Below are 22,464 nucleotides of genomic sequence, written 5' to 3'. Positions count from 1 at the left end.
ATGGCACCCCAAACGCCCGCGCGCGAAACCGTGCGCAAACCCGAAACGCGGCCCGAAAATGCGCGTTTCTCCTCTGGCCCCTGCGCCAAGATCCCCACGTTCGAACTTGGCCTGCTGTCGCACGCCGCACTTGGCCGGTCGCACCGCGCCAAGATTGGCAAGGACAAGCTGAAGGCCGCAATCGAGGGCACGCGCGAGATCCTGGGCATCCCCGCCGACTACCGCATCGGCATCGTTCCTGCCTCTGACACCGGCGCCGTCGAAATGGCGATGTGGTCGCTGCTGGGCGCCCGTAAGGCGACCATGGTCGCCTGGGAAAGCTTTGGCGCGGGCTGGGTCACCGACGTGGTCAAGCAGTTGAAGATCGACGCCGAGGTCAAGACCGCCGAATATGGCGAGATCGTCGACATGGGCGCGATCGACTACGACACCGATGTCGTCTTTACTTGGAACGGCACCACCTCCGGCGTGCGTGTTCCGAATGGTGACGTCATCCCCGCCGACCGTGCCGGGCTGACCATCTGCGACGCGACCAGCGCCGCCTTTGCGATGGGCCTGCCCTGGGACAAGCTGGATGTGACCACCTTTTCCTGGCAGAAGGTGCTGGGCGGCGAGGCGGCGCACGGCATGATCGTGCTCAGCCCCCGCGCCGTCGAGCGGCTGGAAAGCTACATCCCCGCCTGGCCGATGCCCAAGATCTTTCGCATGACCAAGGGCGGGAAGCTGATCGAGGGCATCTTTGTCGGCGAGACGATCAATACCCCGTCGATGCTTGCGGTCGAGGATTACCTTGTCGCGCTGGACTGGGCGCGCTCGGTCGGCGGGCTCAAGGGTCTGATCGCGCGGGCCGATGCCAATGCGCAGGCGATCCACGATTTCTGCGCGGCGCGCGACTGGATCGACAACCTGGCGGTCGATCCGGCAACGAGGTCGAACACCTCGGTCTGCCTGCGGTTTACCAATGCGCGCATCACCGACGGTGCTGCCTTTGCCAAGGCCGTGGCCAAGCGGCTGGAGGCCGAAGGCGTTGCGCTGGACGTGGGCGCCTACCGCGACGCGCCGGCCGGGCTGCGCATCTGGTGCGGCGGCACGGTCGAGACCTCCGACATCCAGGCCATGCTGCCCTGGCTCGACTGGGCCTTCCACGCCGAGATCGAGGCGCTGGCGCAGGCCGCGTGAGACGCGCGGTGCGTGCGAGCACGCGCCTTACCCCGAACAACCAAAAGTAGGGTGCGTGATCTCACGCACCTTCCCCGCATATCCAAAGGACCCAAGGCAATGGCCCCCAAAGTTCTCATCTCCGACGAGCTGTCGGACGCCGCCGTCCAGATCTTCCGCGACCGCGGGATCGACGTGGATTTCATGCCCGAGCTGGGCAAGGACAAGGAAAAGCTGGCCGAGATCATCGGCAACTACGACGGCCTCGCCATCCGCTCGGCCACCAAGGTGACGCCGACCATCCTGGAGAAGGCGACCAACCTCAAGGTGATCGGCCGCGCCGGGATCGGCACCGACAACATCGACAAGGACGCCGCGTCGAAAAAGGGCGTGATCGTGATGAACACGCCTTTCGGCAACATGATCACCACGGCCGAACACGCCATCGCGATGATGTTCGCCGTGGCGCGCCAGATCCCCGAGGCCAGCGCCTCGACCCACGCGGGCAAGTGGGAAAAGTCCAAGTTCATGGGCGTCGAGCTGACCGGCAAGACGCTGGGCGTGATCGGTGCGGGCAACATCGGCGGCATCGTCTGCGACCGCGCGCGCGGGTTGCACATGAAGGTGCTGGCCTTTGACCCCTTCCTGTCGGAAGAGAAGGCCGCCAAGATGCAGGTCCAGAAGGTCGAAGACCTCGACGACTTGCTCAAGCGCGCCGATTTCATCACCCTGCACGTGCCGCTGACCGACAGCACCCGCAACATCCTGTCGAAAGAGAACCTTCTCAAGACCAAGCCGGGCGTGCGCATCATCAATTGCGCGCGTGGCGGCCTGGTGGACGAAGAGGCGCTGGCCGAGCTGCTGAAGTCCGGCCATGTCGCCGGCGCGGCCTTTGACGTCTTTGCCGAGGAACCGGCCAAGTCCAACCCGCTGTTCGGCCTGCCGAACGTGGTCTGCACGCCCCACCTGGGTGCCGCCACCACCGAGGCGCAGGAAAACGTCGCCCTCCAGGTGGCCGAGCAGATGGCCGACTACCTGCTGACCGGCGCCGTGCAAAACGCGCTGAACATGCCCTCGGTGACCGCCGAAGAGGCCAAGGTCATGGGCCCCTGGATCAAGCTGGCCGACCACCTGGGCAGCTTCATCGGCCAGATGACCGATGAGCCGATCAAGGCGATCAACATCCTCTACGACGGCGAGGCCGCCACCATGAACCTCGAGGCGCTGAACTGCGCGCTGATCGCGGGCATCATGAAGAGCGTCAATCCCGAGGTGAACATGGTCTCGGCCCCGCTGGTGGCCAAGGAGCGCGGGATCAAGCTGTCGACCACCAACCAGGAGCAGTCCGGCGCCTTCGAGGGCTACATCAAGGTGACGGTGGTGACGCCCAAGCGCGAACGCTCGATCGCCGGGACGGTGTTCTCGGATGGCAAGCCGCGCTTCATCCAGATCAAGGGCATCAACATCGACGCCGAGGTCGGCGCGCACATGCTCTACACCACCAACAAGGACGAGCCGGGCATCATCGGTGCGTTGGGGAATACCATGGGGTCCATGGGCGTGAACATCGCGAACTTTACCCTGGGCCGCTCGGCCCGCGGCGGCGAGGCCATCGCGCTGCTGTATGTCGACGAGCCGGTGCCCGCCGAGGCGCGCGCCAAGCTGGCGGAGACGGGTCTCTTTACCCAGATCAAGCCGCTGGTCTTCGACGTGGTCTGATCACGCGCCTCCGTCGACCGATTGTCACCCCATCCCGGCCTGCCGGGAGGGGTTTTCCTTTTCAGCCCTGCGCCGCGTATTCCGCCATGAGTGCTGCGTAGTCCTCGACCGGCGGCCAGGTCTCAAAGCTGTGTCTTGCCGGGGTCGTGACCCAGTGCAGCCGGGCGCTGGTCATCGTCTCGACGAAGGGAACAAACCACGCGGTGTCATCGAACATCGTGGGACGGACGTTCAGGAAATCGTCGATCCCGGTGATACGGGTGAACATCCAGGTCATGCAATAGGGGCAGGCCATGTGGTCCTGGTCCGGACCGTGTGTGCCGCAGACAACCGGGTCGCCCTGCGTCACCTCAAAGCCGCCGATGGGCACCATGGCGGTGAGGGAATAGGCGCTGGACGACATCTTCTGGCAGCCGCGACAGTGGCAGGCGGCGGTCATCAGCGGTGGCTGCGTGATCCGGATGTGGACGCGGCCGCATCGGCAGGAACCGTCGAGGGGGAGCGTGGGCGCGGGCATGGGGTCTCCTTGGTCTGGGGATTCCGTCCAAGGGTAGGCCATGACACGGGGACTGCCTACCGCGTTCCGATGGTGTCAACGCCTCTGGCAGGCGCCTGTTTCGGGTCGGATTTCCGATTGCGACCTGCGCGCGTCGCCCCCGGATATGCGCGGCCGTGAGATTCCGGTCAAAGGCGCATCAGATCCCAGCCGGAGCGCGCCATGTCCGATCCCGTCCAGTGCCTGATCGCCGCCCTTGCCACTCCGCTGGATGCCGAGGATCGGCCCGAGGCCGCGCGCACCGCGCTGATCCTGCGCGAGATGGGGCCGCAACAGCTGGCCGTGTCGCAACCCGCCCCGGAAGACACCATCGCCATCCGCACCCTGCTGGCCAATTCGGACCACCCCGCCGCGCGCGGCCTGCTGGACAGCTTTGACCTGTTGCCCTGGGGGGCGAACCCGGTCGCGGCGCAGGTCGGCGGGTTGGGGTCGATGTACCTGGTTTGCACGCTGATGGGACCCGAAGGGCCGGTGCCCTGCGCCGACCTGCGCATGGGCCTCTACTATCAGCGCCCGGACACCTATTACGGGTTGCACAACCACGACGCCGACGAGACTTATACCATCCTCGCCGGGTCCGCCCTGTGGACTGCCGGAGAGGACATCCGTCAGCGGTTTGCCGGTGAGCAGATCCACCACCGGTCGCGGATGCCACATGCCTTCCGCGCGGGACCGGAGGGGCTGCTGGCGTTCTGGCGCTGGAGCGGCGACGTGAATACGCATTCCTATGTCATGCTGGACGACCCGCTGGCGATGCAGATCGCCTGAGCGCGGCTTTCACCGGCGCGCCGGGTGCTTTAGAACCCATGGCATGGACAGGATCTACGCCATCGGCGACATTCACGGCCAGAAGGCCATGCTGGAGGACGCGCTGGCGCGGGTAGATCGCGACGGCGGCGGGCGGGTCGTCTTTCTGGGGGATTACGTGGACCGGGGGCCGGATTCGGCCGGGGTGATCGACCTGCTGTGTTCCGGGATCGACGCTGGACAGGACTGGGTCTGCCTCAAGGGCAACCATGACCGCATGTTTGAATGGTTCGTCGTCCCGCCCACACCGCGCGTCGATCCTTACCTTCTGGTCGGCTACCACTGGTTCCACCCGAATATCGGCGGGATCCAGACAGCCGAGTCCTACGGCGTGGCCGTGCCGAAGCAGGTGCGCCAGAAGACCTTGGCCGACGACCTGCGCGCGGCGGTGCCCGAGCGGCACGTCCATTTTCTGCAAGACCTGAAGCTGTCACACCGCGAAGGCGGGGTCTTTTTTGTCCATGCCGGGGTTCGCCCGCAGGTGCTGCTCGACCAGCAGGACGAGGAAGACCTGTTGTGGATCCGGCAGGACTTCCACCGTTACACCGGCGATTTCGGCGCCTTCATCGTGCACGGGCATACGCCGGTGGATGCGCCGGACCTGCATCCCAACCGGCTGAACCTCGACACCGGAGCGGGCTATGGCGACCCGCTCTCGGTGGCTGTCTTCGAAGGTCAGGAAATCTCGATCCTCGGACCGTCAGGCCGCGTCCGTCTGCGCTGAGGGGGCCGGCGCGGGCTTGGTCAACTTGCGCCAGGCGTCGTACTGCGCCAGGAATACGCGGCCGGTCAGGTCGTCCAGGAAATGCGACCGGTAGAGGCGGTCCATCACCGGGCCCTTGACCTCGGACAGGTGCATCTTGATGCCCATTTCATTCAGCCGGCGGTTCAACTCCTCCAGCGTTTCTAGCGCGCTCATGTCGACCTCGTTCACGGCGGTGAACTGCAGGACGACGTGTTCCAGCGCCTTGTCGCTGGTCACACGTTTCAGGACGTAATCCTCCAGGAAACGGGCATTGGCGAAGTACAGGCTTTCATCGACTCGCAGGGTGACAAGATGCGGCTGCGTCTCGACCTTGTGCCGCTTGATGTTGCGAAAGTGCTGCGTGCCGGGGACCAGGCCCACCTCGGCCACATGCGGGCGCGAGGTCTTGTAGAGGTGCAGGCCGATCGAGATCAGCACGCCGGCCGACACGCCGATCTCGACACCAAAGCCCAGCGTCAGCACGATTGTGGCAAAGACGGCGGCAAAGTCGATCTTGGAGTAGCCCCAGGCCTTTTTCAGGATCGAGAAGTCCACCAGGCTGAGCACGGCGACGATGATCGTCGCGGCCAGCGTCGCGGTGGGCAGGAAGTACAGCAGCGGCGTCAGCGCCAGCGTGGCGACGGCGATGCCCACGGCGGTAAAGGCCCCGGCGGCAGGCGTGGCGGCACCGGCGTCGAAGTTCACGACCGAGCGGGCAAAGCCGCCGGTCACCGGGTAGCCGCCCGAAACGGCCGCCGCGATGTTCGACGTGCCAAGGCCGATCAATTCCTGGTCGGGAACGATGCGCTGGCGCTTCTTGGCGGCGAGTGTCTGCGCGACCGAGACGGACTCGACAAAGCCGATGATCGAGATCAGCAGCGCCGAGAGGAACAACTGGCTCCACAGTTCGGGTGAGAAGGACGGCGCGGTCAGCGGCGGCAGGCCGGTGGGCACGCTGCCGACGATCTTGACGCCCGCGTCCTGCAGGCCAAAGCCCCAGGTGACCAGCGTGGTGACCGCGACGGCGCCAACCGGCCCGGCCTTGGCCACGACATCGGCCATGCGCGGCTTCAACCCGGCCTGCAACAGGCGCGGTTTCAGCCCCTTGCGGACCCAGAACAGGAAGGCGGTGGCCAAGGCGCCAATCACAAGGGTGATCAGACTGGTCTGCGGCAGGTTGGCGATCAGGTCGCCCACCACCTGCACCAGCGTGTGGCCATGCGCGGGGATTCCAAGGATGTGTTTCAGCTGCGACGCGGCGATCAGCACGCCCGAGGCGGTGATGAACCCGGCGATCACCGGATGCGACAGAAAGTTGGCGATGAACCCCAGCCGCAGCACGCCCAGCACGGTCAGGATCACTCCCGAGATGAAGGCCAGCGTGCCGGCCGCCAGCGCGATCTGCGCCGGGTCCGACAGGCCGAGGTTGCCGATCGCGGCGGCGGTCATCAGCGACACGACGGCCACGGGACCGACCGCCAGCGCGCGGCTGGTGCCAAAGATCGCATAGGCCACCAGCGGCAGGATCGAGGCGTAAAGCCCCATCTCTGCCGGCAGACCTGCCAGCAGCGCGTAGGCCAGCGATTGCGGGATCAGCATGATCGTCACGATCACGGCGGCGACCAGGTCCGAGGTCGCGGTCTCGCGGTCATAGGTCTTGGCCCATTGCAGGATGGGCAGGTATTGCTTCAGCTGGGTGGCGGTCCGCGAGAGGAGGGTCATGGCGTGTCCTGGTATCTGTGCGGCGACGCGGGCAGCGAGTCGGGTCGCGGGAGTTGCGAGCTTATATATTCGTGGAAATGAATTTGAAAAGGGTCGAAACGCCGCAACGCAGGGTGGCCGGAAAGGACACCGGCCGCCCTGGAGAGAGCGGCCGGTGAGGGGGGTTACTTGACGGTGACGGGTTCGGGCTTGGCCAGCCATTCCTTGCCGCGCAACATCGCCTTCCAGTAGACCGGCGGCAGGATCTGCTCCTTGAGCAGCCAGGCCGCGCGCGACGGTCTGGTGCCGTCGATCAGCCACTTCGGAAAAGACGGCAGCAGCGCGCCACCATAGCCGAACTCGGCCAGCACGATCTTGCCCTTTTCCACGGTCAGCGGGCAGGAGCCATAACCGTTGTACAGCGCCTTGGCCGACAGGCCCCGGGTGTCGGCGACCACGTTTTCGGCCACCACGGGGGCCTGCATCCGCGCGGCGGCGGCGGTCTTGGCGTTGGGCGCGTTCATCACGTCGCCCAGCGCCCAGATGTTGTCATAGGTCTTGTGGCGCAGCGTGCTCTGGTCGACGTCGACCCAGCCCGCCGCATCGGCCAACGGCGACACGCGGATGAAGTCCGGCGCCACCTGCGGCGGGCACACGTGCATCATGTCGAAGTCGACAGTGACCTCGGTCGGCTCTGTGTCGGGCTTGGCGACCTTGAAGGTCGCCTTTTTCGCCGGACCGTCGACCGCCACGAGGTTGTGGAAAAAGTTCAGCGAGGCGTCGTATTTCTTGACGTAGTCCATGAGTGCCGGAACGTAGTCCTTGACCCCGAACAGCACGCCGCCGGCGTTCATGAACTGGATGTCGATGTCCTTGAGCCGCCCGGTGCGGAACCAATGGTCGCCCGAGAGGTACATCGCCTTTTGCGGCGCGCCGGCGCATTTGATCGGCATCGGCGGCTGGGTGAACAGTGCGCGGCCCTGCTTCAGCCCCTTGACCAGCTCCCAGGTGTAGGGCGCCAGGTCATAGCGGTAGTTGGAGGTCACGCCGTTCTTGCCCAGCGTGTCCACCAGCCCGTCGACCTTGTGCCAGTCCAGCTTCAACCCCGGGCAGACGATCAGCCGGTCGTATTTCACCACACGGCAGCCATCCAGGATCACGGCGTTGTTCTGCGGTTCAAAGGCGGCGACGGCGGACTTGATCCAGTGGACCCCGCTGGGGATCAGGCTGGCCATGGTGCGCGCGGTGGTCGAGGCCTCGAAGATGCCGCCGCCGACCATGGTCCAGCCGGGCTGGTAATAATGCACGTCGGCCGGGTCCAGAACGGCGATGCTGAGGCCGGGCTTGCGCGCCTTGAGGCTGGCCGAGACGGCGATGCCCGCCGCGCCGCCGCCCACCACGACCACGTCGAACCTGGCGTCGCCCTCGTCCGTCGGGGTCTTGCCGCCGTTGACGATGCGGCGCACCACGCCCGCCATGTCGTAGCCCGCCTGTTTCGTCGCGGCGAGGATGCTGGAGGTGTCGAGCTTGCCCGCCTGGCTGAGCGACCACAGCGTCGCCGAACGCGTGCCGGTGCGGCAGTAGGCAAAGACCGGGCCGGGCAGGTCGCGCAGCAGCTTGCCAAAGGCGGTGGCGTCGGCGTCCAGCACCTTGCCGCTGACGATGGGCAGGTAACGGGCCTCCAGCCCTTTTGCCCTGGCCGCTTCGGCGATCTCGTCGAATGTCGGCTGGTCGGCGCCTTCGCCATCGGGGCGGTTGCAGATGATGGCGCGGTAGCCCGCGTCGACGATTTCCTGCAGGTGGTCTGCGGTGATCTGCGGTGAGACGGTGATATCGTCTGTGATCTTGCGGAATTCCATGACGCGCTCCTCCACCACGGGAATCGGGGGTGTGCGCCCGTATACATTCAGGACAATGAATGCGATATGGGAGAAACCGTCGCAGGTTTGCCGCGCACGGCCTGCATCATGCATTCTGCGGAAAGACCGCCTGAAAAGCGGCAGCTGCCCGTTTTGCCCCGCCACCGCCCCGGTTTACCCTGCAATCGGCCGGCTTTCGGGGTGAATTCGAACAAATCGACTGACACAAACTTGTTACAATCGCCCAGCCGAGAGGCGCAATAACGGAACAGGGAACGCAGAAATGACCGACAAATTTGTCGTCGGCTACGACGGCAGCGAGGCGGCGCAACGTGCGCTGGACTTCGCGGTGACGCGTGCAAAGGCCCAAGGGGCGATGCTGGTGGTTGCCCATGTGCTGGAATGGTCGCCTTACTCCTTTCTCACGCCAACCGAACTGGAAGAGCGTCACAAACGGCGCAAGGAAGAGCTGGACCGGGCCGAGACGATGATCATCGCGCCCGTGCTGGGCAAGCTGGCCGAGGCCGGTGTCCCGGCCGAATCCGTTGTCCGCTATGGCCACATCGCCGACACCCTGTGCGACATCGTCGAGAAACAGGGCGCCCAGCAGATTTTCATCGGCCGCGACGGGCAGGCTTCGATCAGCCGAAGGGTCTTTGGCTCGGTCGCCGGATCTTTGGTCCAGGTCTCGCCGGTGCCCTGCACCATCGTTCCCTGAATGCCCCGGACAACAGGACAGAACACATGAAGACACTTGCAGAACGGGTGGCGCTTGCCGCCACGGGACTCATGCTCTCTGCCGCCATGGCCGGCGCGCAGGAGTCCAGCATCGACCAGAAGGTCAACGACGCCTTTGCCGGCGCGACCGGCTGGTTCGTCAACTTCATCTTCAGCCCCTTCCCGGGCACGACCTTTCCCTGGATCGTGGCCTGGCTGGTGGTCGCGGCGACGGTGTTCACGATCTATTTCGGGTTCATCCAGTTCCGCGCCTTTCCGCACTCCATCGCCCTGGTCAAGGGGGATTACTCCGATCCCGAAGACGCCGGTGAGGTCAGTCACTTCCAGGCGCTGGCAACGGCGCTGTCGGGCACCGTGGGCCTGGGCAACATCGCAGGTGTCGCGGTGGCCGTGGGCATCGGCGGGCCGGGGGCGACCTTCTGGGTGATCCTTGCCGGCCTGATGGGCATGGCGTCGAAATTCACCGAATGCACGCTGGGCGTGAAGTACCGCAACGAATACGCCGACGGCACCGTCTCGGGCGGCCCGATGTACTACCTGACCAAGGGATTTGCCGAACGCGGCCTGCCGGGCGGCAAGGTACTGGCGGTGCTGTTCTCGATCTTCTGCATCCTCGGCGCGCTGGGCGGCGGGAACATGTTCCAGGCCAACCAGGCGCACCAGGCGATCACCGGCGTCGTGGGCCAGTACCCCGGCTTTCTGACCGGGATCGTCTTTGCCGGGATCGTCTTTGTCGTGATCATCGGCGGTCTGAAGTCGATCGCCTCGGTGACGGAAAAGGTCGTGCCGTTCATGGCAGCGATCTACGTGGGCACCGCGCTGGTCATAATCCTGATGAACGCGGACAAGATCGGCTGGGCCTTCGGCCAGATCTTTGCCGGGGCCTTCACCGGGCTTGGCGTGGCGGGCGGTCTTGTCGGGGCGCTGATCCAGGGCTTCAAGCGGGCGGCCTTCTCGAACGAGGCGGGCGTCGGCTCGGCGGCCATCGCGCACTCGGCCGTGCGCACCAAGGAGCCGATCACAGAGGGCTTTGTGTCGCTGCTGGAACCCTTCATCGACACGGTGGTGATCTGCACCATGACCGCGCTGGTGATCATCATCACCCAGCAGCTTGTCGTCGATCCGGCGACGGGCCTCTACATCCTCAACGAGGGCGGCACCACCATCAAGACCGTGGGCGACACCTCGGGCGTGGGCCTGACCGCGGCGGCCTTTGGCAGCGCCTTCAGCTGGTTCCCCTACATCCTTGCGGTGGCGGTGATCCTGTTCGCCTTCTCGACCATGATCAGCTGGTCCTACTACGGGCTGAAGGCCTGGACCTACCTGTTCGGCGAGGGCAAGTCCAAGGAACTGGTGTTCAAGGTCATCTTCTGCCTGTTCGTGATCATCGGCGCCTCGGCCAACCTGGGGCCGGTGATCGACTTCTCGGACGCGGCGATCTTTGCCATGGCGGTTGTCAACATCATCGGGCTGTACTTCCTGATGCCGATCGTCAAGCGCGAAGTGAACAGCTACCTGTCGCGCCTGAAATCCGGCGAGATCAAGAAGTTCGTCAACTGAACCCGGACGATGACCGAAAGGGGCCGCTCGCGCGGCCCCTTTTTTCATGCTCAGGCTGCGGCAAAACCCGTGTCGAGCGCCGCCAGGACCTGGTCGATCTCCGCTTCGGTCACCACCAGCGGCGGCGACATCAGGATGTTGTGCATGCCCAGCCGCACCATGGCCCCGGCCTCGTAGGTGGCCTGGTGGATGCGCGTCATCGTCTGCGCGTCCATCGGTGCCTTGGTCGCGCGGTCGCTGACGATCTCGATCCCGACCATCAGCCCGTGCCCACCGCGCACGTCGCCGATGACATCGTATTTCTCGGCCAGCCGGCAGACGCCCTCGTACAGCTGGGTTCCGCGCGCGGCCGCGTTGGTCTTCGTATCCAGCCGCAGGGTTTCCGCCAGGCAGGCCACAACGGCCGCCGCCCCCACCGGATGCGCCGAATAGGTGTAGCCGTGCCAGATCGCCCCGTCTGCGCCGGCGCTCTCGAACACCTCCGCCACCTTGCCCGAGATCAGTGCCGCCCCGACCGGGAAATAGGCCGAGGTGATGCCCTTGGCGCAGCTCATCAGGTCCGGCTTCACCCCCCAGTGCCGCGCGCCGGTCCAGTCGCCGGTGCGGCCAAAGCCGGTGATCACCTCGTCGGCGATCATCAGGATGCCGTGCCGGTCGCAGAGGTCGCGCATCAGCGGCATGAAGCTGGCGTCGGGCACGATCACGCCGCCCGCGCCCAGGATCGGCTCCATGATGAAGGCGGCGATGGTGTTCGCGCCCTGAAAGGCGATCTCGTCCTCGGCCATCTGCACGATCTTCTGCGCCAGCCTGGCCGGGTCCGTCTCGTCAAAGGGGTTGCGATAGGTGTAGGGCGCGGTCAGGTGGAAACAGCCGGGCAGCAGCGGCTCGTAGGCGGTGCGAAAGCGGATGTTGCCGTTGACCGAGGCGCCGCCGAAATGCGTGCCGTGGTAGCCCTTTTTCAGGCTGAGAAACTTGGTGCGCGTCGGCTCACCGCGCAGGCGGTGATACTGGCGCGCCAGCCGCAGGCAGGTCTCGACCGAATCCGACCCGCCGGAGGTAAAGAAGACCCGCTCGATCCCGTCCTCGGCAAAGAACGCCTGCACGGCATAGGCGGCCTCGATCGCGGGCGGCGTGGTGCTGCCGGCAAAGCCCGAGGCATAGGGCAGCACCTGCAACTGGTCGGCGATGGCCTGCTTCACCTTGTCGTTCGAATAACCGAGGTTGACGCACCACAGCCCGCCCACCGCGTCCACGACGGAATGCCCGTCGATGTCGGTGATCGTGCTGCCCCGCGCGGATTTGATGATCCTGGGCGGATTGGCCTGCGCGTCGCCGGGATGGCCCATCGGCTGCCACAAGTGGCGGGCGTTGTTCTCCTTGAGAAAATTCTCGTCCTTCATGGCGGTATCTCCGGCTGGCTGTCCTGACCAGTTATGCGGCGACGGGCGGCGCTGTCCAGATGGATGGCGGGTTTGGCGCGCGCGCCCGCCGCGTTCCGTGCTAGAGAGATTCCGAATTGCCGGGAGCCCCCTTCGTGATCTTGCGTTTCGTCATCTCCGCCATGTTGGCAATCTTTGCGCTGTCCGCCAGCGCCCAGCCCGTGCAAATCCAGATTGCCGGAGAGCTGGCGCCCAGGCTGGACAACATCGACCGCGCCGCGTTGAAAGGCTATGAACAGGGCAGGATCACCCACATCACCTTTCACCACGAGGGGTTCGCCGGCGACGATGCGAACCTCTTCCGCCGCGCCGCCGCCGCGCGCGAAAGGCAGACCATCACCGAGCGGGTGCGCAACATCAACCACTACCATGCCACGCAGGCGGGGCTGGGCATGTTCGCCTACCACTACGCGGTGGACAAGGCGGGCAACATCGCCCGGGGGCGACCTGTCTCGCTGAAGCCCGGCACCCTGTCGACCGAGCATGGATCGGGCAAGCGGGCGGATTTCGCCGGGCATTTCGCGGTGGTGGCTCTGGGCGACTTCAACCACGAGAGCCTGACCTCGGCGGGGCGGCTGGCCTATGTCCACGTGATGTCCGAGGCGCAGCGCGCCTACCGCGTGCCGACGGCCAACATCCAGCCGCACAAGCACCACGCCGCCACCTCCTGCCCCGGGCGTCACATCCTCGAAGAGGAGGACGCCTTGCGCCAGATGGTGCTGGTCTACTCGCTGCAGGCCGAACTGGCGGCACGGGGCTGCCTGAAGGGCGGGCCCGATGGGCGCTGGGGGCCGAATTCGGCGCGCGCGCTCAAGACGTTGCAGCGAAACGCGGGACTCTCCAGACAGGACCCGGACGACGCGGCGCTGTTCGCGTTGCTCGATGCGCCGGGGGCCAGCTGCCGCTGACCGGCCGCGCAAACGAAAACGCCGCCCCGAGGGACGGCGTTTCGTAATTTGCGCGAAGGGCAGGCTCAGAAACCGAGGCCTTCGTACTTCTTCTTGAACTTCGACACGCGGCCGCCCTGGTCCATCAGGCGCGACGAACCGCCGGTCCAGGCCGGGTGCACGGTCGGGTCGATGTCGAGCACGAGCGTGTCGCCTTCCTTGCCCCAAGTGGTGCGGGTCTGGAATTCGGTCCCGTCGGTCATGCGGACGGTGACGACGTGATAATCGGGGTGCAGATTCTTTTTCATCTCACGGAGTCCTTACGCGTCGGCGCCCTGCTTGAGCGGCTTGTAGGTGGTGTCCTCGGAGATCCGGGCCGACTTGCCGCGGCGCGAGCGGAGGTAGTACATCTTGGCGCGGCGGACGCGGCCACGACGGATGACCTCGATGGACTCGATGTTGGTCGAATACAGCGGGAACACGCGCTCCACGCCTTCGCCGAAAGAGATCTTCCGGACGGTAAACGAGGCCGCGATGCCCTTGCCGTGCTTGCGGCTGATGCAGACGCCTTCGTAGGCCTGCACGCGGGTCCGGGTGCCTTCGGTGACCTTGTAGCCGACGCGGACGGTGTCGCCGGGTTTGAAATCGGGAATGGTCTTCCCGAGAGAGGCGATCTGTTCCGCCTCGAGCTGTGCGATCAGGTTCATCTGACCTACTCCTATGTGCGTCGCGGTTTGCCCGCGGAGATGTCTGGCGAGCCATTGATCCTGTGACAGGATATGTCCGGCCAGCTTTTGTTTGCTCTGCCGTTCGCCCGCGTTCGGGGTCACGACAACCCCGCCACCGAGTCGCCCCGGCAGCGGAAGATGGGGCTGTATAGGGGCGCCGCCCCGCCGGATCAAGGACAAAGCCGCCCGGCCATGGTGCCTTGGGCGCGGTCCCGCCCCCGGTTTCTTCTGGCCTGAAATATCCCGGGGGTCCGGGGGCAGAGCCCCCGGCCGGTCGGATCGCCGCAGGCGATCCGAAACCGCCTGGCTCATCCCTCGGCGCCCGGCCAGGTGTCGTTCAGCCGGTAGCCGCCGGGCCAGGGGTCGGTCGGGTCCAGCATGTGCTGATGCGTGCCGGTGATCCAGGCGGTCCCGCTGATCCGTGGCACCACGGCGGGCCGGTCGCCCAGCATCGTCACGCCGGCGATCACCCCCTCGAACTCGGACCCCAGGATGGACCGGGCCACGTAGCGCTCGCCCACGGCAATCTCACCCCGCGCGTGCAGCACCGCCATCCGCGCGCTGACGCCGGTCCCGGTGGGCGAGCGGTCCAGCTTGGCAGGCTTGATCGACACGGTGTTGGCCCCGGTCAGCACGCCGCCCGCCCGCGTCACCGGCCAGGTGAACTGGCAGAACGAGATGTGCTCCCATCCCGGCAGCACCGGATGGGCAAAACCCAGCTGCGCGTTGGCCGCATCGGTGATCTGGGCGCCCAGCGCGGCCAGGATGCGGGCGTTCTTCGGGTCGTGCTTCAGCCCCAGTTGCCGGGTATCCACCAGCACGAAACTGTCGCCACCAAACGCTGTGTCCACGGTCAGGCGTCCGACCCCGGGCACCTCGATCTCGGCCCCCAGCCGGTCGGCAAAGCTGGGCAGGTTGGTCAGCGTCACCCGCGTGACCTTGCCGCCCTCGCAGGCGGCCTCCACCCGGACCAGCCCGCCCGGCGCCTCCAGCGTCAGATGCGTCACCGGCTCTACCATCGGCAGGATGCCGGTTTCCAGCAGCACCGTGGCGACGCAGATGGTGTTGGACCCGGACATCGGCGGCGTGTCCTCGGGCTCCATGATGATCCAGGCGGCGTCGGCCTCGGGCGCGACCGGCGGCACCAGCAGGTTCACGTGGCGAAAGACGCCGCCGCGCGGCTCGTTCAGGACAAAGTTGCGCAGCGTCTGGTCATTGGCGATCCAGTCGCGCTGTTCCCACAGCGTGCGGCCCGGCGGCGGCGCGACACCGCCGACGATGACGTCGCCGACCTCACCCGCGGCATGGGCGCTGACGACATGGATGATCCTGGAGGCGCGCATGGTCTCAGCGGGTCGAACACTGCGCCAGCGTGACGCCGTTCAGCGTCTGGGCGTTCAGGTTGGCGGTCAGGACGACGGTTTCGAACGGGTTGCCCTGGGCGTAGCCCAGCAGCTCGGCACAGGGGGCGATGTCGTTGTCGGCCTCGATCGTTACCACCGTGTCGCCGGAATGCGGATCGCTCAGGGTGACTTCCAGCAGCGCGGGGTCCTCGTCGTACTCCGGGTCGGTCGCCTTGAACGACTTTATTTCGGCCCCGTTGAAGCGCCATTCCACGGTGTGCTCCCAGGCAAGGGCCGGACTGGCAAAGGTCAGGGCAAGGGCGAGGGGCGTCAGGATCTGCATGGCGGCTCCGGTCCGGGGTCGGGCAAAGGGTTGCACGCGCCAACTGGGCTGTAAAGTTCAGAGCGGCAGCTTGAAGCCGGTGTGACTGGGGACAAAGCCCAGGCTTTCGTAGAACCGGTGCGCGTCGGGCCGCGATGTGTCCGAGGTCAGCTGCACGAGGGTGCAGCCCCGCGTCCGGCACGTCTCGATCGCCCAGTCGATCATCTGGCGGCCCAGCCCGAGGCCACGGGCGCTGGGCGCGACACGCACGGATTCGATCTGCCCGCGCCAGGCGCCCCGGCGCGACAGCCCGGGCAGAAAGCTCAGCTGTAGACAGCCAATCACCGTGCCATCGCGCGTGGCCACGACAAGCAGCTGGTTGGGGTCCGCATCGATGGCGTCAAAGGCCTGCGTGTAACAGTCCGCCAGCGGCAGCGAGGCGTCTTCGCGCGCGGCCCCCAGCGGATCGTCGGCCAGCAGGGCGACGAGGGCAGGCAGGTCCTCCGCCGTGGCACGACGCAGGGTGATCATGACGGCGTGTCGTGCTTGCGCGCCTCGTGCGCTGCCCAGAGGTCCGGGCGGCGGTCGCGGGTCAGCGCCTCGGCCTGCGCGCGGCGCCACTTGGCGATGGCGCCGTGGTTGCCGGACAGCAGCACCTCGGGGATCGGCCGGCCCTGCCACTCGGCGGGTCGGGTGTATTGCGGGTGTTCCAGCAAGCCTTCGGAAAAGCTTTCCTCCTCGGTCGAGACGGCATTGCCCAGCACCCCGGGCAACAGGCGCACGACGCTGTCCAGCAGCACCTGCGCGGCGATCTCGCCGCCCGACAGGACGTAATCGCCGATCGAGACTTCGGCGATGCCGTGATGGTCGATCACCCTTTGGTCCAGCCCCTCGAACCGACCGCAGATCAGCGTGACGCCGGGGCGGGTGGCGAGGTCACGCGCCATGCCCTGTGTCAGCGGACGGCCGCGCGGCGACAGGTAGATCAGCGGCGCGGCGGTGTGTTGCAGGCGGCGGGCGTGGTCGATCGCCGCGCCCATCACATCCGCGCGCAGCACCATGCCGGCGCCGCCACCTGCGGGTGTGTCGTCGACGTTGCGATGCTTGCCCTCGCCGAACTTGCGCAGGGGGATGCTCTCCAGCTGCCACAGGCCGTCCTGCAACGCCTTGCCGGTCAGCGACAGGCCCAGCGTGCCGGGAAAGGCCTCGGGAAAGAGGGTGATGACCTGCGCCCGCCAGGCCCGTGCCAGCGCCTCGCCCGGCGCCATCAGGTCACGCGGGACCAGTGAGGGGCGGATGGATTTGCGCCCGTGTGACCGGGTGGGGGGCGGTTCGTCTGACATGGGTCTGTCCTGCTGTGGCCGGGCCCTGTTAGCGCGGGGCGGGGCCACGGGGCAAGGCGGGACCGCTCAGAGATAATCGGCGCGCATCGGTGGGCGGACGAGCCGACCGTTGGCGAGGTCCCAGGCCGGGCGCGGCCGCGGCTTGCGCCCGTCCAGCGCGATCACGGCGCAATGCGGGTCCGGCAGGCGCGGGGTGCGGGTCAGATCGGCCAGCGCGTCGAGTTCCTCGGCCTGGCTCTGCGCGGCACCGGCGGCGGGGACAAATGCCAGTTCCTGCCGGGTGTAGGCCCCGGCGTTGTAGTTGCGGATCACCCGGGCGACGCGATCCAGATAGGCGCGGTCGCCCCGTCGCGCGGCGCGAGTCAATTGCCCCTCATGTGTGACGCGCGCCAGGTAGGCGGCCACGGTTGCCCGGTCGCACTGCGGTTGCAGGACGCACCAGAGTGCGGCGCGGCGCAGCGCGGGGCTGTCGGGATCGTGCTCGGTCACGATGCGGTGCCACAGGTCGATGTCGGGGACGCCCATGCTCAGGAATGCCTCGACGAGGTCGCGCGGGGCCGGGTCGGCGGCCTGCACGACGCGCGTGGCCTGGAAGGCGGCAAAGGCGCGGTCATAGGCGGCGCGGACCTGCGCCACCTCGTCGATCTCGTCGCGCAAGGCCAGCACCAGGTCCGGACGGCGGAACATCTGCGCAATGCGGCCCGCCTCGCCCGGGTCGGCGGTCAGCAGGCGTTCCAGCAGGGTCAGGGTGATCGTCAGGTCGCGTGGCAGGTCGGCCGTGTCGGCCATCTGCCAGCTGTCCAGCACGCGTGCGAGGATGCGCGCGACGGCGGTGGCTCGGGTCGGCGGGGCGTCCGGCTCGGTCCGCAGGTCGACGGCGGCGACCAGCGTCTCGGCCAAGGCGCGGCGCTGGTCTCCGATCGGGGGCAGGTCGCGGGGACGGCGGCGCAGCGTCGCCGGTGTCAGCAACGCGGGGCCACGGCGGCGCGGGTGCTGCTTGCCGTCGCGCAGGCTGACGAACAGGGCCCAGGCGCTGCCGGCCCCGCCCACCACCAAGCCCAGCGGCACGAGGACCCCCGACGCCGGCAGGACCGTCGCGACGGCCGCCGGGCCAACGGCGAGGCCGGCGAGAATGAAGCGGAAAGCCAGTGCGTCCAAGTCAGTGCCCTCGAAACTGTGCCGAATGCGGCTAAAATTGGACGAAAATCATGGCCAAAACGTGGTGCCGTGGGCCCTGTTTCCGGCCGTGTCGTTTCCGGTCGGGTAACTGAAAGGGGCGCTTGGCGTGGCTGTTGCGCCATGCGTGGCAATACCAACACCTGCGGGTGCCAAGGGGCCTGTCACCGCGGCGAATCGTGGGCGGATTCGGGGCAGGGACCCGGTGCGCGCGGAGTCAGTCGAAAAGTCCCTCGGGGGGATCGGCGACGATCCGGCCTGAGGCCAGGTCGACGGTGGGCACGGCGGCCAGGGTGAAAGGCAGAAGCACGGTGCGCGACTTTCCCGGCACCTGCAGTTCCAGCAGGTCGGAGGCGCCATGGTTCATCACCGCCTTCACGGCGCCCAGCGGCGCGCCGCCTGTGTCAAAGACCTGGAGGCCGATCAGGTCGGCGTGATAGTATTCGTCATCGGGCAGGTTGGGCAGGCGGTCGCGCGGGGCGAACAGGCGCGTGCCCTTGAGCGCGTCGGCCTGCTCCTTGGTGTCGACGCCGGTCAGCCAGGCGGAAAAGCCGTTGTTGATGTCGCGGGTGATCTCGACCTCGAAACTGCGGCTGCCGTCCTCGGTCGTGAGCGGGCCGTAGTCCTGCACGGCCAAGGGATCGGCGGTGAAACTCTTGAGCCGCACTTCGCCCTGGACGCCAAAGGCGCCCGCGATGGCGCCGACGCAGACCTTGTCAGTCATTGCGATATGTCGAAACAGACGCCACCACGCGCTTCGCCTCCCATGTCTTTGCAGCGATCATGCCACGTCAGTTCGGAATAGAGAAAGCCCGCGGTGAAGGCGATGACAAGAAGGACGCTCGTGCGGATCAGCCTGAACATGGGCGGGAGGCGCGGAACGGCGGGCGGACGCTCGCGGCGTGCCGCCGCCTCGCCCCGCCCACCGTCCCTTTGGGCGCCTTATTCGGCGTCAGCCGCTTCGGCGGCCTTGTCGGCACGGGCCTTGGCGCGTTCCTGGGCCTTCTTGCCCGGGGTGCCCTTCTTGGGGTTGGCGCGGTCCTTCTTCTCGATCACACCAGCCGCTTCGAGAAAGCGCGACACGCGGTCGGTGACCTGCGCGCCCTGGCCCAGCCAGTACTGGATGCGCTCCACGTCCATCTTGACGCGGTCTTCGCTGTCCTTGGCCAGAAGCGGGTTGTAGGTGCCGACCTTCTCGATGAAGCGGCCGTCGCGCGGCATGCGCGAGTCGGCAACGACGATGCGGTAGAAGGGGCGCTTTTTCGAACCGCCACGGGCGAGGCGAACTTTGACTGCCATTTGGTGTCTCCTTTTTTGAATGGCGTATCTGACGGACGGTCCGTCAGGATTGGTGTTGCTTGTGGTGCTGGATGACTTCCTGAATCACGAAATTCAGGAATTTCTTGGCGAATTCCGGGTCGAGGTCGGCCTGGAGCGCCAGATCCTGGAGCCGCGCGATCTGCTGTTCCTCGCGCGCGGGGTCGGATGGGGGAAGGTCGTGCTGCGCCTTGAGGACGCCCACGGCCTGGGTGTGCTTGAACCGCTCGGCCAGCGTGAAGACGAGGATCGCGTCGAGCCGGTCGATCGACTCGCGGTGTTCCCTGAGGAGCGTGGCGGCGCGGGTGGCGGCGTCAGTCAATGGCCCAGCCTTTCGGTTTGAAGAGCGGATTCTGGTAGTGCGCGATTTCCATGTCGATGCCATGGCCCAGCTGTCCTTGCAGGTCGGCCAGCGTCGGGTGGCGATAGACCGCGTCCGAGCCGTCGATCGACGGGGCATCGGGGTCTTTCTTGCAGCCCAGCCGTTCGGCCAGCCGGATGGAATCGAGGTTCTTGGGGTCGATGTAGCTGACCGCGGTTTCCCAGTTCAGCGACTTGTAGAGGTGCCGGCGGACGCGCTCGGTGGCCTCCAGGGCAAAGCCGTGACCGGCCTTGTCGGGCCAGATGATCCAGGCGATCTCGCGCTCGGGCCATTTCGCCGGGAACCAGCCGCCGGCCATTCCGACGGTTTCGCCGGTGTCCCGCAGGTGGACCATCCACATGCCGAAGCCGCGGATCTCCCAGTGCCCGATCTCGGCTGCGTAGAGCATCCAGGTCTCGTAGGCGTTCAGCGGCCCGCCCATGAAGCGCGAGCGGTAGGACGAGAAGGTCGCCTTGAAGTCGGGGTAGTCCTGCGGCACGGGGCCGCGCAGCACCAGCCGTTTCGTCTCGAGCACGGGGATATCGCGATGGCCCATCAGGCGGCCTCCTTGATATGGCGGAAGACAAGCGTGCCGTCGCCGAGCCGCTGCTCTGCCGCGGCATCCCGGCAGGCACCGAGGTGCTGCATCAACGCGATGCAGCGGGTGTTCTCCGGCGCGACAAAGGAGGCGACGCTGTCGAGCCCGAGCGCGCCGAAGGCATGTGCGCGGACGGCGGTCAGCGCCTCTGCGGCGTAGCCCTGGCCTTCGGCCACTTCGGTGAGGAAGATGCCCAGTTCGGGCTCGGGGTCTTCGTATTCGAAGCCCAGCAGCGCAAAACCCGCGGAGGGCTGGGTGCTGGCGTCGATGGTCCAGAGACCGAAGCCGTGCAGCAGCCAGCAGGCGATGTAGTTGGTGAACTCGTCCCACGCCTGCCCGCGTGTGAACGGCCCGCCCATGTGCAGGGCGCGGTCCGAGGCCATGATTGCGGCGAAAGCGTCGAAGTCGTAGATCCGGGGGCCGCGCAGTTGCAGCCGCCGGGTGTCGAGCACCGGGATCCGGCCGCCCAGGCGCGCGGCGGCGCGGGCGGCGGGACCGGGCATGTGGCGTTCGCAGGCGGCGGTCATTTCGCGCCCTCGGGGTGGCGCCAGACCTGCGCCGGGTGGTCCAGCAGGACGGTGTCCCGCTCGAAACATGCGCCCAGCCGTTCCGCGACGCGGCGCGAGGCGGTGTTGTCCGGGTGGATGTAGGAGATCAGCGGGCCAAGGCCGCGTTCGGCAGCGGCCCAGTCGCGCACGCGGGCGGCGGCCTCGGTGGCGTAGCCCCGGCCTTCGCAGCCGTCGAAGATGTGCCAGCCCAACTCCGGTTCGTCCCACATGACATGGTTGACCAGGCCGACGCGTCCGACCTTTTGCGTGCCATGCAGGACCATGAAGAAGCCGTAGCCGCGCAGCGCCCAGTGACCCAGGCCCGAGAGGAAACCGCGCCACTGGCCGAAGTCGTCGGTGACCGGGCCGCCGACAAAGCGCGCCCGGTCCGACGCCATGAAGGCGGCGATGACCTCGAAATCCTCTTCCAGAGGGGTGCGCAGGGTCAGCCGGTCGGTCGTCAAGGTGATGGAGGGGATCATGTCGGCGCCTCCGGCCCGGGGTGGCGCCAGAGCTCTTCGGTGCCCATCGTCAGGTTGTCGTAGACCCGTTCCCGCCACGCACCAAGGCGCTGTGCAAGCGCCGCGGAGCGAGTGTTGCCGGGCACGATGTTGGAGGTCAACGTGGCAAAACCGAGGTCCTCGTAGGCCCAGCGGCGGGCGCGCAGGGCGGCCTCAAAGGCGATGCCCTTGCCCTCGAACCCCTCGAAGACCAGCCAGCCGACCTCGGGTTCGGGCCAGCCCTCGGGGTTCCAGATGCCGCAGAGCCCGGCGGGCAGGCCGCTGTCCTTCATCTCGATGGTGAAGTAGCCGTAGCCGTGGATATGCCAGTGGCCGATGTTCAGCGCGTACCAGCGCCAGGCATCGCCACGGTTGTCGTAGGCGCCGAAGCCGGCGGCGCGCTCCTGGTCCATCAGGAAGGCGATCAGCGGTTCGGCGTCCCGCGGCTCGGGGCCGCGCAGGATCAGGTGGTCGGTTTCAAGGCGGGGGGCGTTGGTGAGGCTCATGCATAGGCCTCCGGGTTGCCGTCCGCGTCCGGGCTGTGCCGGTAGACGTGCGTTTCGTCCGGTGTTTCGCCTTGGGGCAGTGCCGCATCGGGGTCAAGCGCGGCGCCCAGCCGTTCGGCCAGCGCGATCGAACGGACGTTGCCCGGGTCGATGTAGGACACGAGTGTTTCCCAGCCCTGCGCCCAGGCCCAGTTCAGCACGGCGACGGCCGCTTCTTGCGCATAGCCCTTGCCTTCAGCGCTTTCCAGCAGTGTCCAGCCAAGTTCCCGTTCGGGGAAGTGCGGCGGCTGGTACAGGCCGACCTGGCCGACAAACGTGCCGTCACGGGTTTCGATGCCCCATGCGCCGTGGTCCATCAGGTCCCACATCGCCACCTCGGATGCCATCCAGCGCCAAGCGTGCATCCGCGACACAGGTCCGCCCATGAAACGCGCGCGATCGGTCCCGAACAGGTCACAGAGCTGTTCGAGGTCTCCCATCGTGTGGGCGCGCAGCGTCAGGCGCGGGGTATGCAGGGTGGGGGCGGGCATGGATCTATCGGTGTCCGCGCGTC

At 66.9% G+C, this 22,464-nt stretch carries 27 protein-coding genes; 7 read left to right on the top strand and 20 right to left on the bottom strand.

Translation table 11 applies throughout. From position 1 onward, the window contains the following. Positions 1 to 1,179 (top strand): phosphoserine transaminase, encoded by a 1,179-nt coding sequence (locus tag MAA8898_RS09670; protein ID WP_094020785.1) that lies wholly within the window; start codon positions 1 to 3, stop codon positions 1,177 to 1,179. Between the two features lie 99 nt (positions 1,180 to 1,278). Next, positions 1,279 to 2,877, top strand: a complete 1,599-nt coding sequence (gene serA / locus MAA8898_RS09665) for a phosphoglycerate dehydrogenase (RefSeq protein ID WP_094020784.1) — start codon at positions 1,279 to 1,281, stop codon at positions 2,875 to 2,877. A gap of 61 nt (positions 2,878 to 2,938) precedes the next feature. Here the strand turns inward: serA and MAA8898_RS09660 are convergent, their stop codons facing one another. After that, positions 2,939 to 3,394, bottom strand: coding sequence for a GFA family protein (locus MAA8898_RS09660; protein WP_094020783.1), 456 nt, complete (start codon positions 3,392 to 3,394; stop codon positions 2,939 to 2,941). Between the two features lie 201 nt (positions 3,395 to 3,595). Between MAA8898_RS09660 and MAA8898_RS09655 the strand changes: the two genes are divergently transcribed. Together MAA8898_RS09655 and MAA8898_RS09650 are read left to right on the top strand one after the other, a co-directional pair. Further along, on the top strand, positions 3,596 to 4,201 hold the full coding sequence (locus MAA8898_RS09655) for a dimethylsulfonioproprionate lyase family protein (protein ID WP_094020782.1): 606 nt from the start codon (positions 3,596 to 3,598) through the stop codon (positions 4,199 to 4,201). A gap of 43 nt (positions 4,202 to 4,244) precedes the next feature. After that, a complete protein-coding gene (locus MAA8898_RS09650; RefSeq protein ID WP_094020781.1) occupies positions 4,245 to 4,964 on the top strand; it encodes a metallophosphoesterase family protein in 720 nt (239 codons plus the stop codon). Here MAA8898_RS09650 and MAA8898_RS09645 read toward each other — a convergent pair. Further along, positions 4,941 to 6,707, bottom strand: coding sequence for a SulP family inorganic anion transporter (locus MAA8898_RS09645; RefSeq protein ID WP_094020780.1), 1,767 nt, complete (start codon positions 6,705 to 6,707; stop codon positions 4,941 to 4,943). The two genes, MAA8898_RS09650 and MAA8898_RS09645, sit on opposite strands and share 24 nt — an antisense overlap. Positions 6,708 to 6,871: 164 nt before the next feature. Beyond that, positions 6,872 to 8,545 (bottom strand): bifunctional protein tyrosine phosphatase family protein/NAD(P)/FAD-dependent oxidoreductase, encoded by a 1,674-nt coding sequence (locus MAA8898_RS09640; RefSeq protein ID WP_094020779.1) that lies wholly within the window; start codon positions 8,543 to 8,545, stop codon positions 6,872 to 6,874. Between the two features lie 283 nt (positions 8,546 to 8,828). Here MAA8898_RS09640 and MAA8898_RS09635 point away from each other — a divergent pair, with 283 nt between their 5' ends. Together MAA8898_RS09635 and MAA8898_RS09630 are read left to right on the top strand one after the other, a co-directional pair. Next, positions 8,829 to 9,263, top strand: coding sequence for a universal stress protein (locus MAA8898_RS09635; RefSeq protein WP_094020778.1), 435 nt, complete (start codon positions 8,829 to 8,831; stop codon positions 9,261 to 9,263). Positions 9,264 to 9,289: 26 nt separating this feature from the next. Then, the gene (locus MAA8898_RS09630) at positions 9,290 to 10,843 is read left to right on the top strand and encodes an alanine/glycine:cation symporter family protein (RefSeq protein WP_094020777.1); all 1,554 of its coding nucleotides are present in this window, start codon (positions 9,290 to 9,292) and stop codon (positions 10,841 to 10,843) included. Positions 10,844 to 10,893: 50 nt separating this feature from the next. Here the strand turns inward: MAA8898_RS09630 and MAA8898_RS09625 are convergent, their stop codons facing one another. Beyond that, positions 10,894 to 12,243, bottom strand: coding sequence for an aminotransferase class III-fold pyridoxal phosphate-dependent enzyme (locus MAA8898_RS09625; RefSeq protein ID WP_094020776.1), 1,350 nt, complete (start codon positions 12,241 to 12,243; stop codon positions 10,894 to 10,896). Positions 12,244 to 12,377: 134 nt separating this feature from the next. On the opposite strand from MAA8898_RS09625, the gene MAA8898_RS09620 reads away from it, so the two are divergent. After that, on the top strand, positions 12,378 to 13,190 hold the full coding sequence (locus MAA8898_RS09620) for a peptidoglycan recognition protein family protein (protein WP_094020775.1): 813 nt from the start codon (positions 12,378 to 12,380) through the stop codon (positions 13,188 to 13,190). A gap of 65 nt (positions 13,191 to 13,255) precedes the next feature. On the opposite strand, the gene rpmE is transcribed toward MAA8898_RS09620, so the two are convergent. The 16 genes from rpmE to MAA8898_RS09545 all read right to left on the bottom strand — a co-directional run bounded on the left by rpmE (position 13,256) and on the right by MAA8898_RS09545 (position 22,441). Next, the gene (gene rpmE / locus MAA8898_RS09615; RefSeq protein ID WP_094020774.1) at positions 13,256 to 13,477 is read right to left on the bottom strand and encodes a 50S ribosomal protein L31; all 222 of its coding nucleotides are present in this window, start codon (positions 13,475 to 13,477) and stop codon (positions 13,256 to 13,258) included. Positions 13,478 to 13,489: 12 nt separating this feature from the next. Beyond that, entirely contained in the window at positions 13,490 to 13,876 is a 387-nt protein-coding gene (gene rplS, locus MAA8898_RS09610; RefSeq protein WP_094020773.1) for a 50S ribosomal protein L19, read from the bottom strand. Positions 13,877 to 14,205: 329 nt separating this feature from the next. After that, on the bottom strand, positions 14,206 to 15,240 hold the full coding sequence (locus tag MAA8898_RS09605; RefSeq protein ID WP_094020772.1) for a trans-3-hydroxy-L-proline dehydratase: 1,035 nt from the start codon (positions 15,238 to 15,240) through the stop codon (positions 14,206 to 14,208). A 4-nt stretch (positions 15,241 to 15,244) separates the two neighbouring features. After that, positions 15,245 to 15,583 carry a hypothetical protein gene (locus MAA8898_RS09600; RefSeq protein WP_094020771.1) on the bottom strand — a complete coding sequence of 113 codons (339 nt, stop codon included), beginning with the start codon at positions 15,581 to 15,583 and terminating at the stop codon, positions 15,245 to 15,247. Positions 15,584 to 15,640: 57 nt separating this feature from the next. Continuing rightward, positions 15,641 to 16,093: a GNAT family N-acetyltransferase gene (locus MAA8898_RS09595; RefSeq protein ID WP_094020770.1), complete on the bottom strand. Its 453-nt coding sequence runs from the start codon at positions 16,091 to 16,093 to the stop codon at positions 15,641 to 15,643. Further along, positions 16,090 to 16,905 (bottom strand): tRNA (guanosine(37)-N1)-methyltransferase TrmD, encoded by an 816-nt coding sequence (gene trmD, locus MAA8898_RS09590; protein ID WP_094020769.1) that lies wholly within the window; start codon positions 16,903 to 16,905, stop codon positions 16,090 to 16,092. The genes MAA8898_RS09595 and trmD overlap by 4 nt, the downstream gene beginning before the upstream one ends. A gap of 66 nt (positions 16,906 to 16,971) precedes the next feature. Next, on the bottom strand, positions 16,972 to 18,063 hold the full coding sequence (locus MAA8898_RS09585) for a hypothetical protein (RefSeq protein ID WP_094020768.1): 1,092 nt from the start codon (positions 18,061 to 18,063) through the stop codon (positions 16,972 to 16,974). Positions 18,064 to 18,298: 235 nt separating this feature from the next. Then, positions 18,299 to 18,805 carry a ribosome maturation factor RimM gene (gene rimM, locus MAA8898_RS09580; protein WP_094020767.1) on the bottom strand — a complete coding sequence of 169 codons (507 nt, stop codon included), beginning with the start codon at positions 18,803 to 18,805 and terminating at the stop codon, positions 18,299 to 18,301. Continuing rightward, a complete protein-coding gene (locus MAA8898_RS26230; RefSeq protein WP_176445114.1) occupies positions 18,802 to 18,945 on the bottom strand; it encodes a hypothetical protein in 144 nt (47 codons plus the stop codon). The genes rimM and MAA8898_RS26230 overlap by 4 nt, the downstream gene beginning before the upstream one ends. A gap of 78 nt (positions 18,946 to 19,023) precedes the next feature. Continuing rightward, positions 19,024 to 19,380 carry a 30S ribosomal protein S16 gene (gene rpsP / locus MAA8898_RS09575; protein ID WP_094020766.1) on the bottom strand — a complete coding sequence of 119 codons (357 nt, stop codon included), beginning with the start codon at positions 19,378 to 19,380 and terminating at the stop codon, positions 19,024 to 19,026. Between the two features lie 43 nt (positions 19,381 to 19,423). Beyond that, the gene (locus MAA8898_RS09570) at positions 19,424 to 19,720 is read right to left on the bottom strand and encodes a chorismate mutase (protein ID WP_094020765.1); all 297 of its coding nucleotides are present in this window, start codon (positions 19,718 to 19,720) and stop codon (positions 19,424 to 19,426) included. After that, positions 19,713 to 20,315: a GNAT family N-acetyltransferase gene (locus MAA8898_RS09565; protein ID WP_094020764.1), complete on the bottom strand. Its 603-nt coding sequence runs from the start codon at positions 20,313 to 20,315 to the stop codon at positions 19,713 to 19,715. The genes MAA8898_RS09570 and MAA8898_RS09565 overlap by 8 nt, the downstream gene beginning before the upstream one ends. Then, on the bottom strand, positions 20,315 to 20,884 hold the full coding sequence (locus MAA8898_RS09560) for a GNAT family N-acetyltransferase (protein ID WP_094020763.1): 570 nt from the start codon (positions 20,882 to 20,884) through the stop codon (positions 20,315 to 20,317). Before MAA8898_RS09560 ends, MAA8898_RS09565 begins: the two co-directional genes overlap by 1 nt. Beyond that, positions 20,881 to 21,387, bottom strand: coding sequence for a GNAT family N-acetyltransferase (locus MAA8898_RS09555; RefSeq protein WP_094020762.1), 507 nt, complete (start codon positions 21,385 to 21,387; stop codon positions 20,881 to 20,883). The genes MAA8898_RS09560 and MAA8898_RS09555 overlap by 4 nt, the downstream gene beginning before the upstream one ends. After that, complete coding sequence (locus tag MAA8898_RS09550; protein ID WP_094020761.1) at positions 21,384 to 21,911, bottom strand: GNAT family N-acetyltransferase; 528 nt, start codon at positions 21,909 to 21,911, stop codon at positions 21,384 to 21,386. The genes MAA8898_RS09555 and MAA8898_RS09550 overlap by 4 nt, the downstream gene beginning before the upstream one ends. After that, positions 21,908 to 22,441 (bottom strand): GNAT family N-acetyltransferase, encoded by a 534-nt coding sequence (locus tag MAA8898_RS09545; RefSeq protein ID WP_094020760.1) that lies wholly within the window; start codon positions 22,439 to 22,441, stop codon positions 21,908 to 21,910. The genes MAA8898_RS09550 and MAA8898_RS09545 overlap by 4 nt, the downstream gene beginning before the upstream one ends. Positions 22,442 to 22,464 lie beyond the last annotated feature (23 nt).

This window comes from Antarctobacter aquimaris, assembly GCF_900184945.1.
Taxonomy (GTDB): Bacteria; Pseudomonadota; Alphaproteobacteria; order Rhodobacterales; family Rhodobacteraceae; genus Maliponia; species Maliponia aquimaris.
This window is presented reverse-complemented; position numbering and strand designations above follow the sequence as displayed.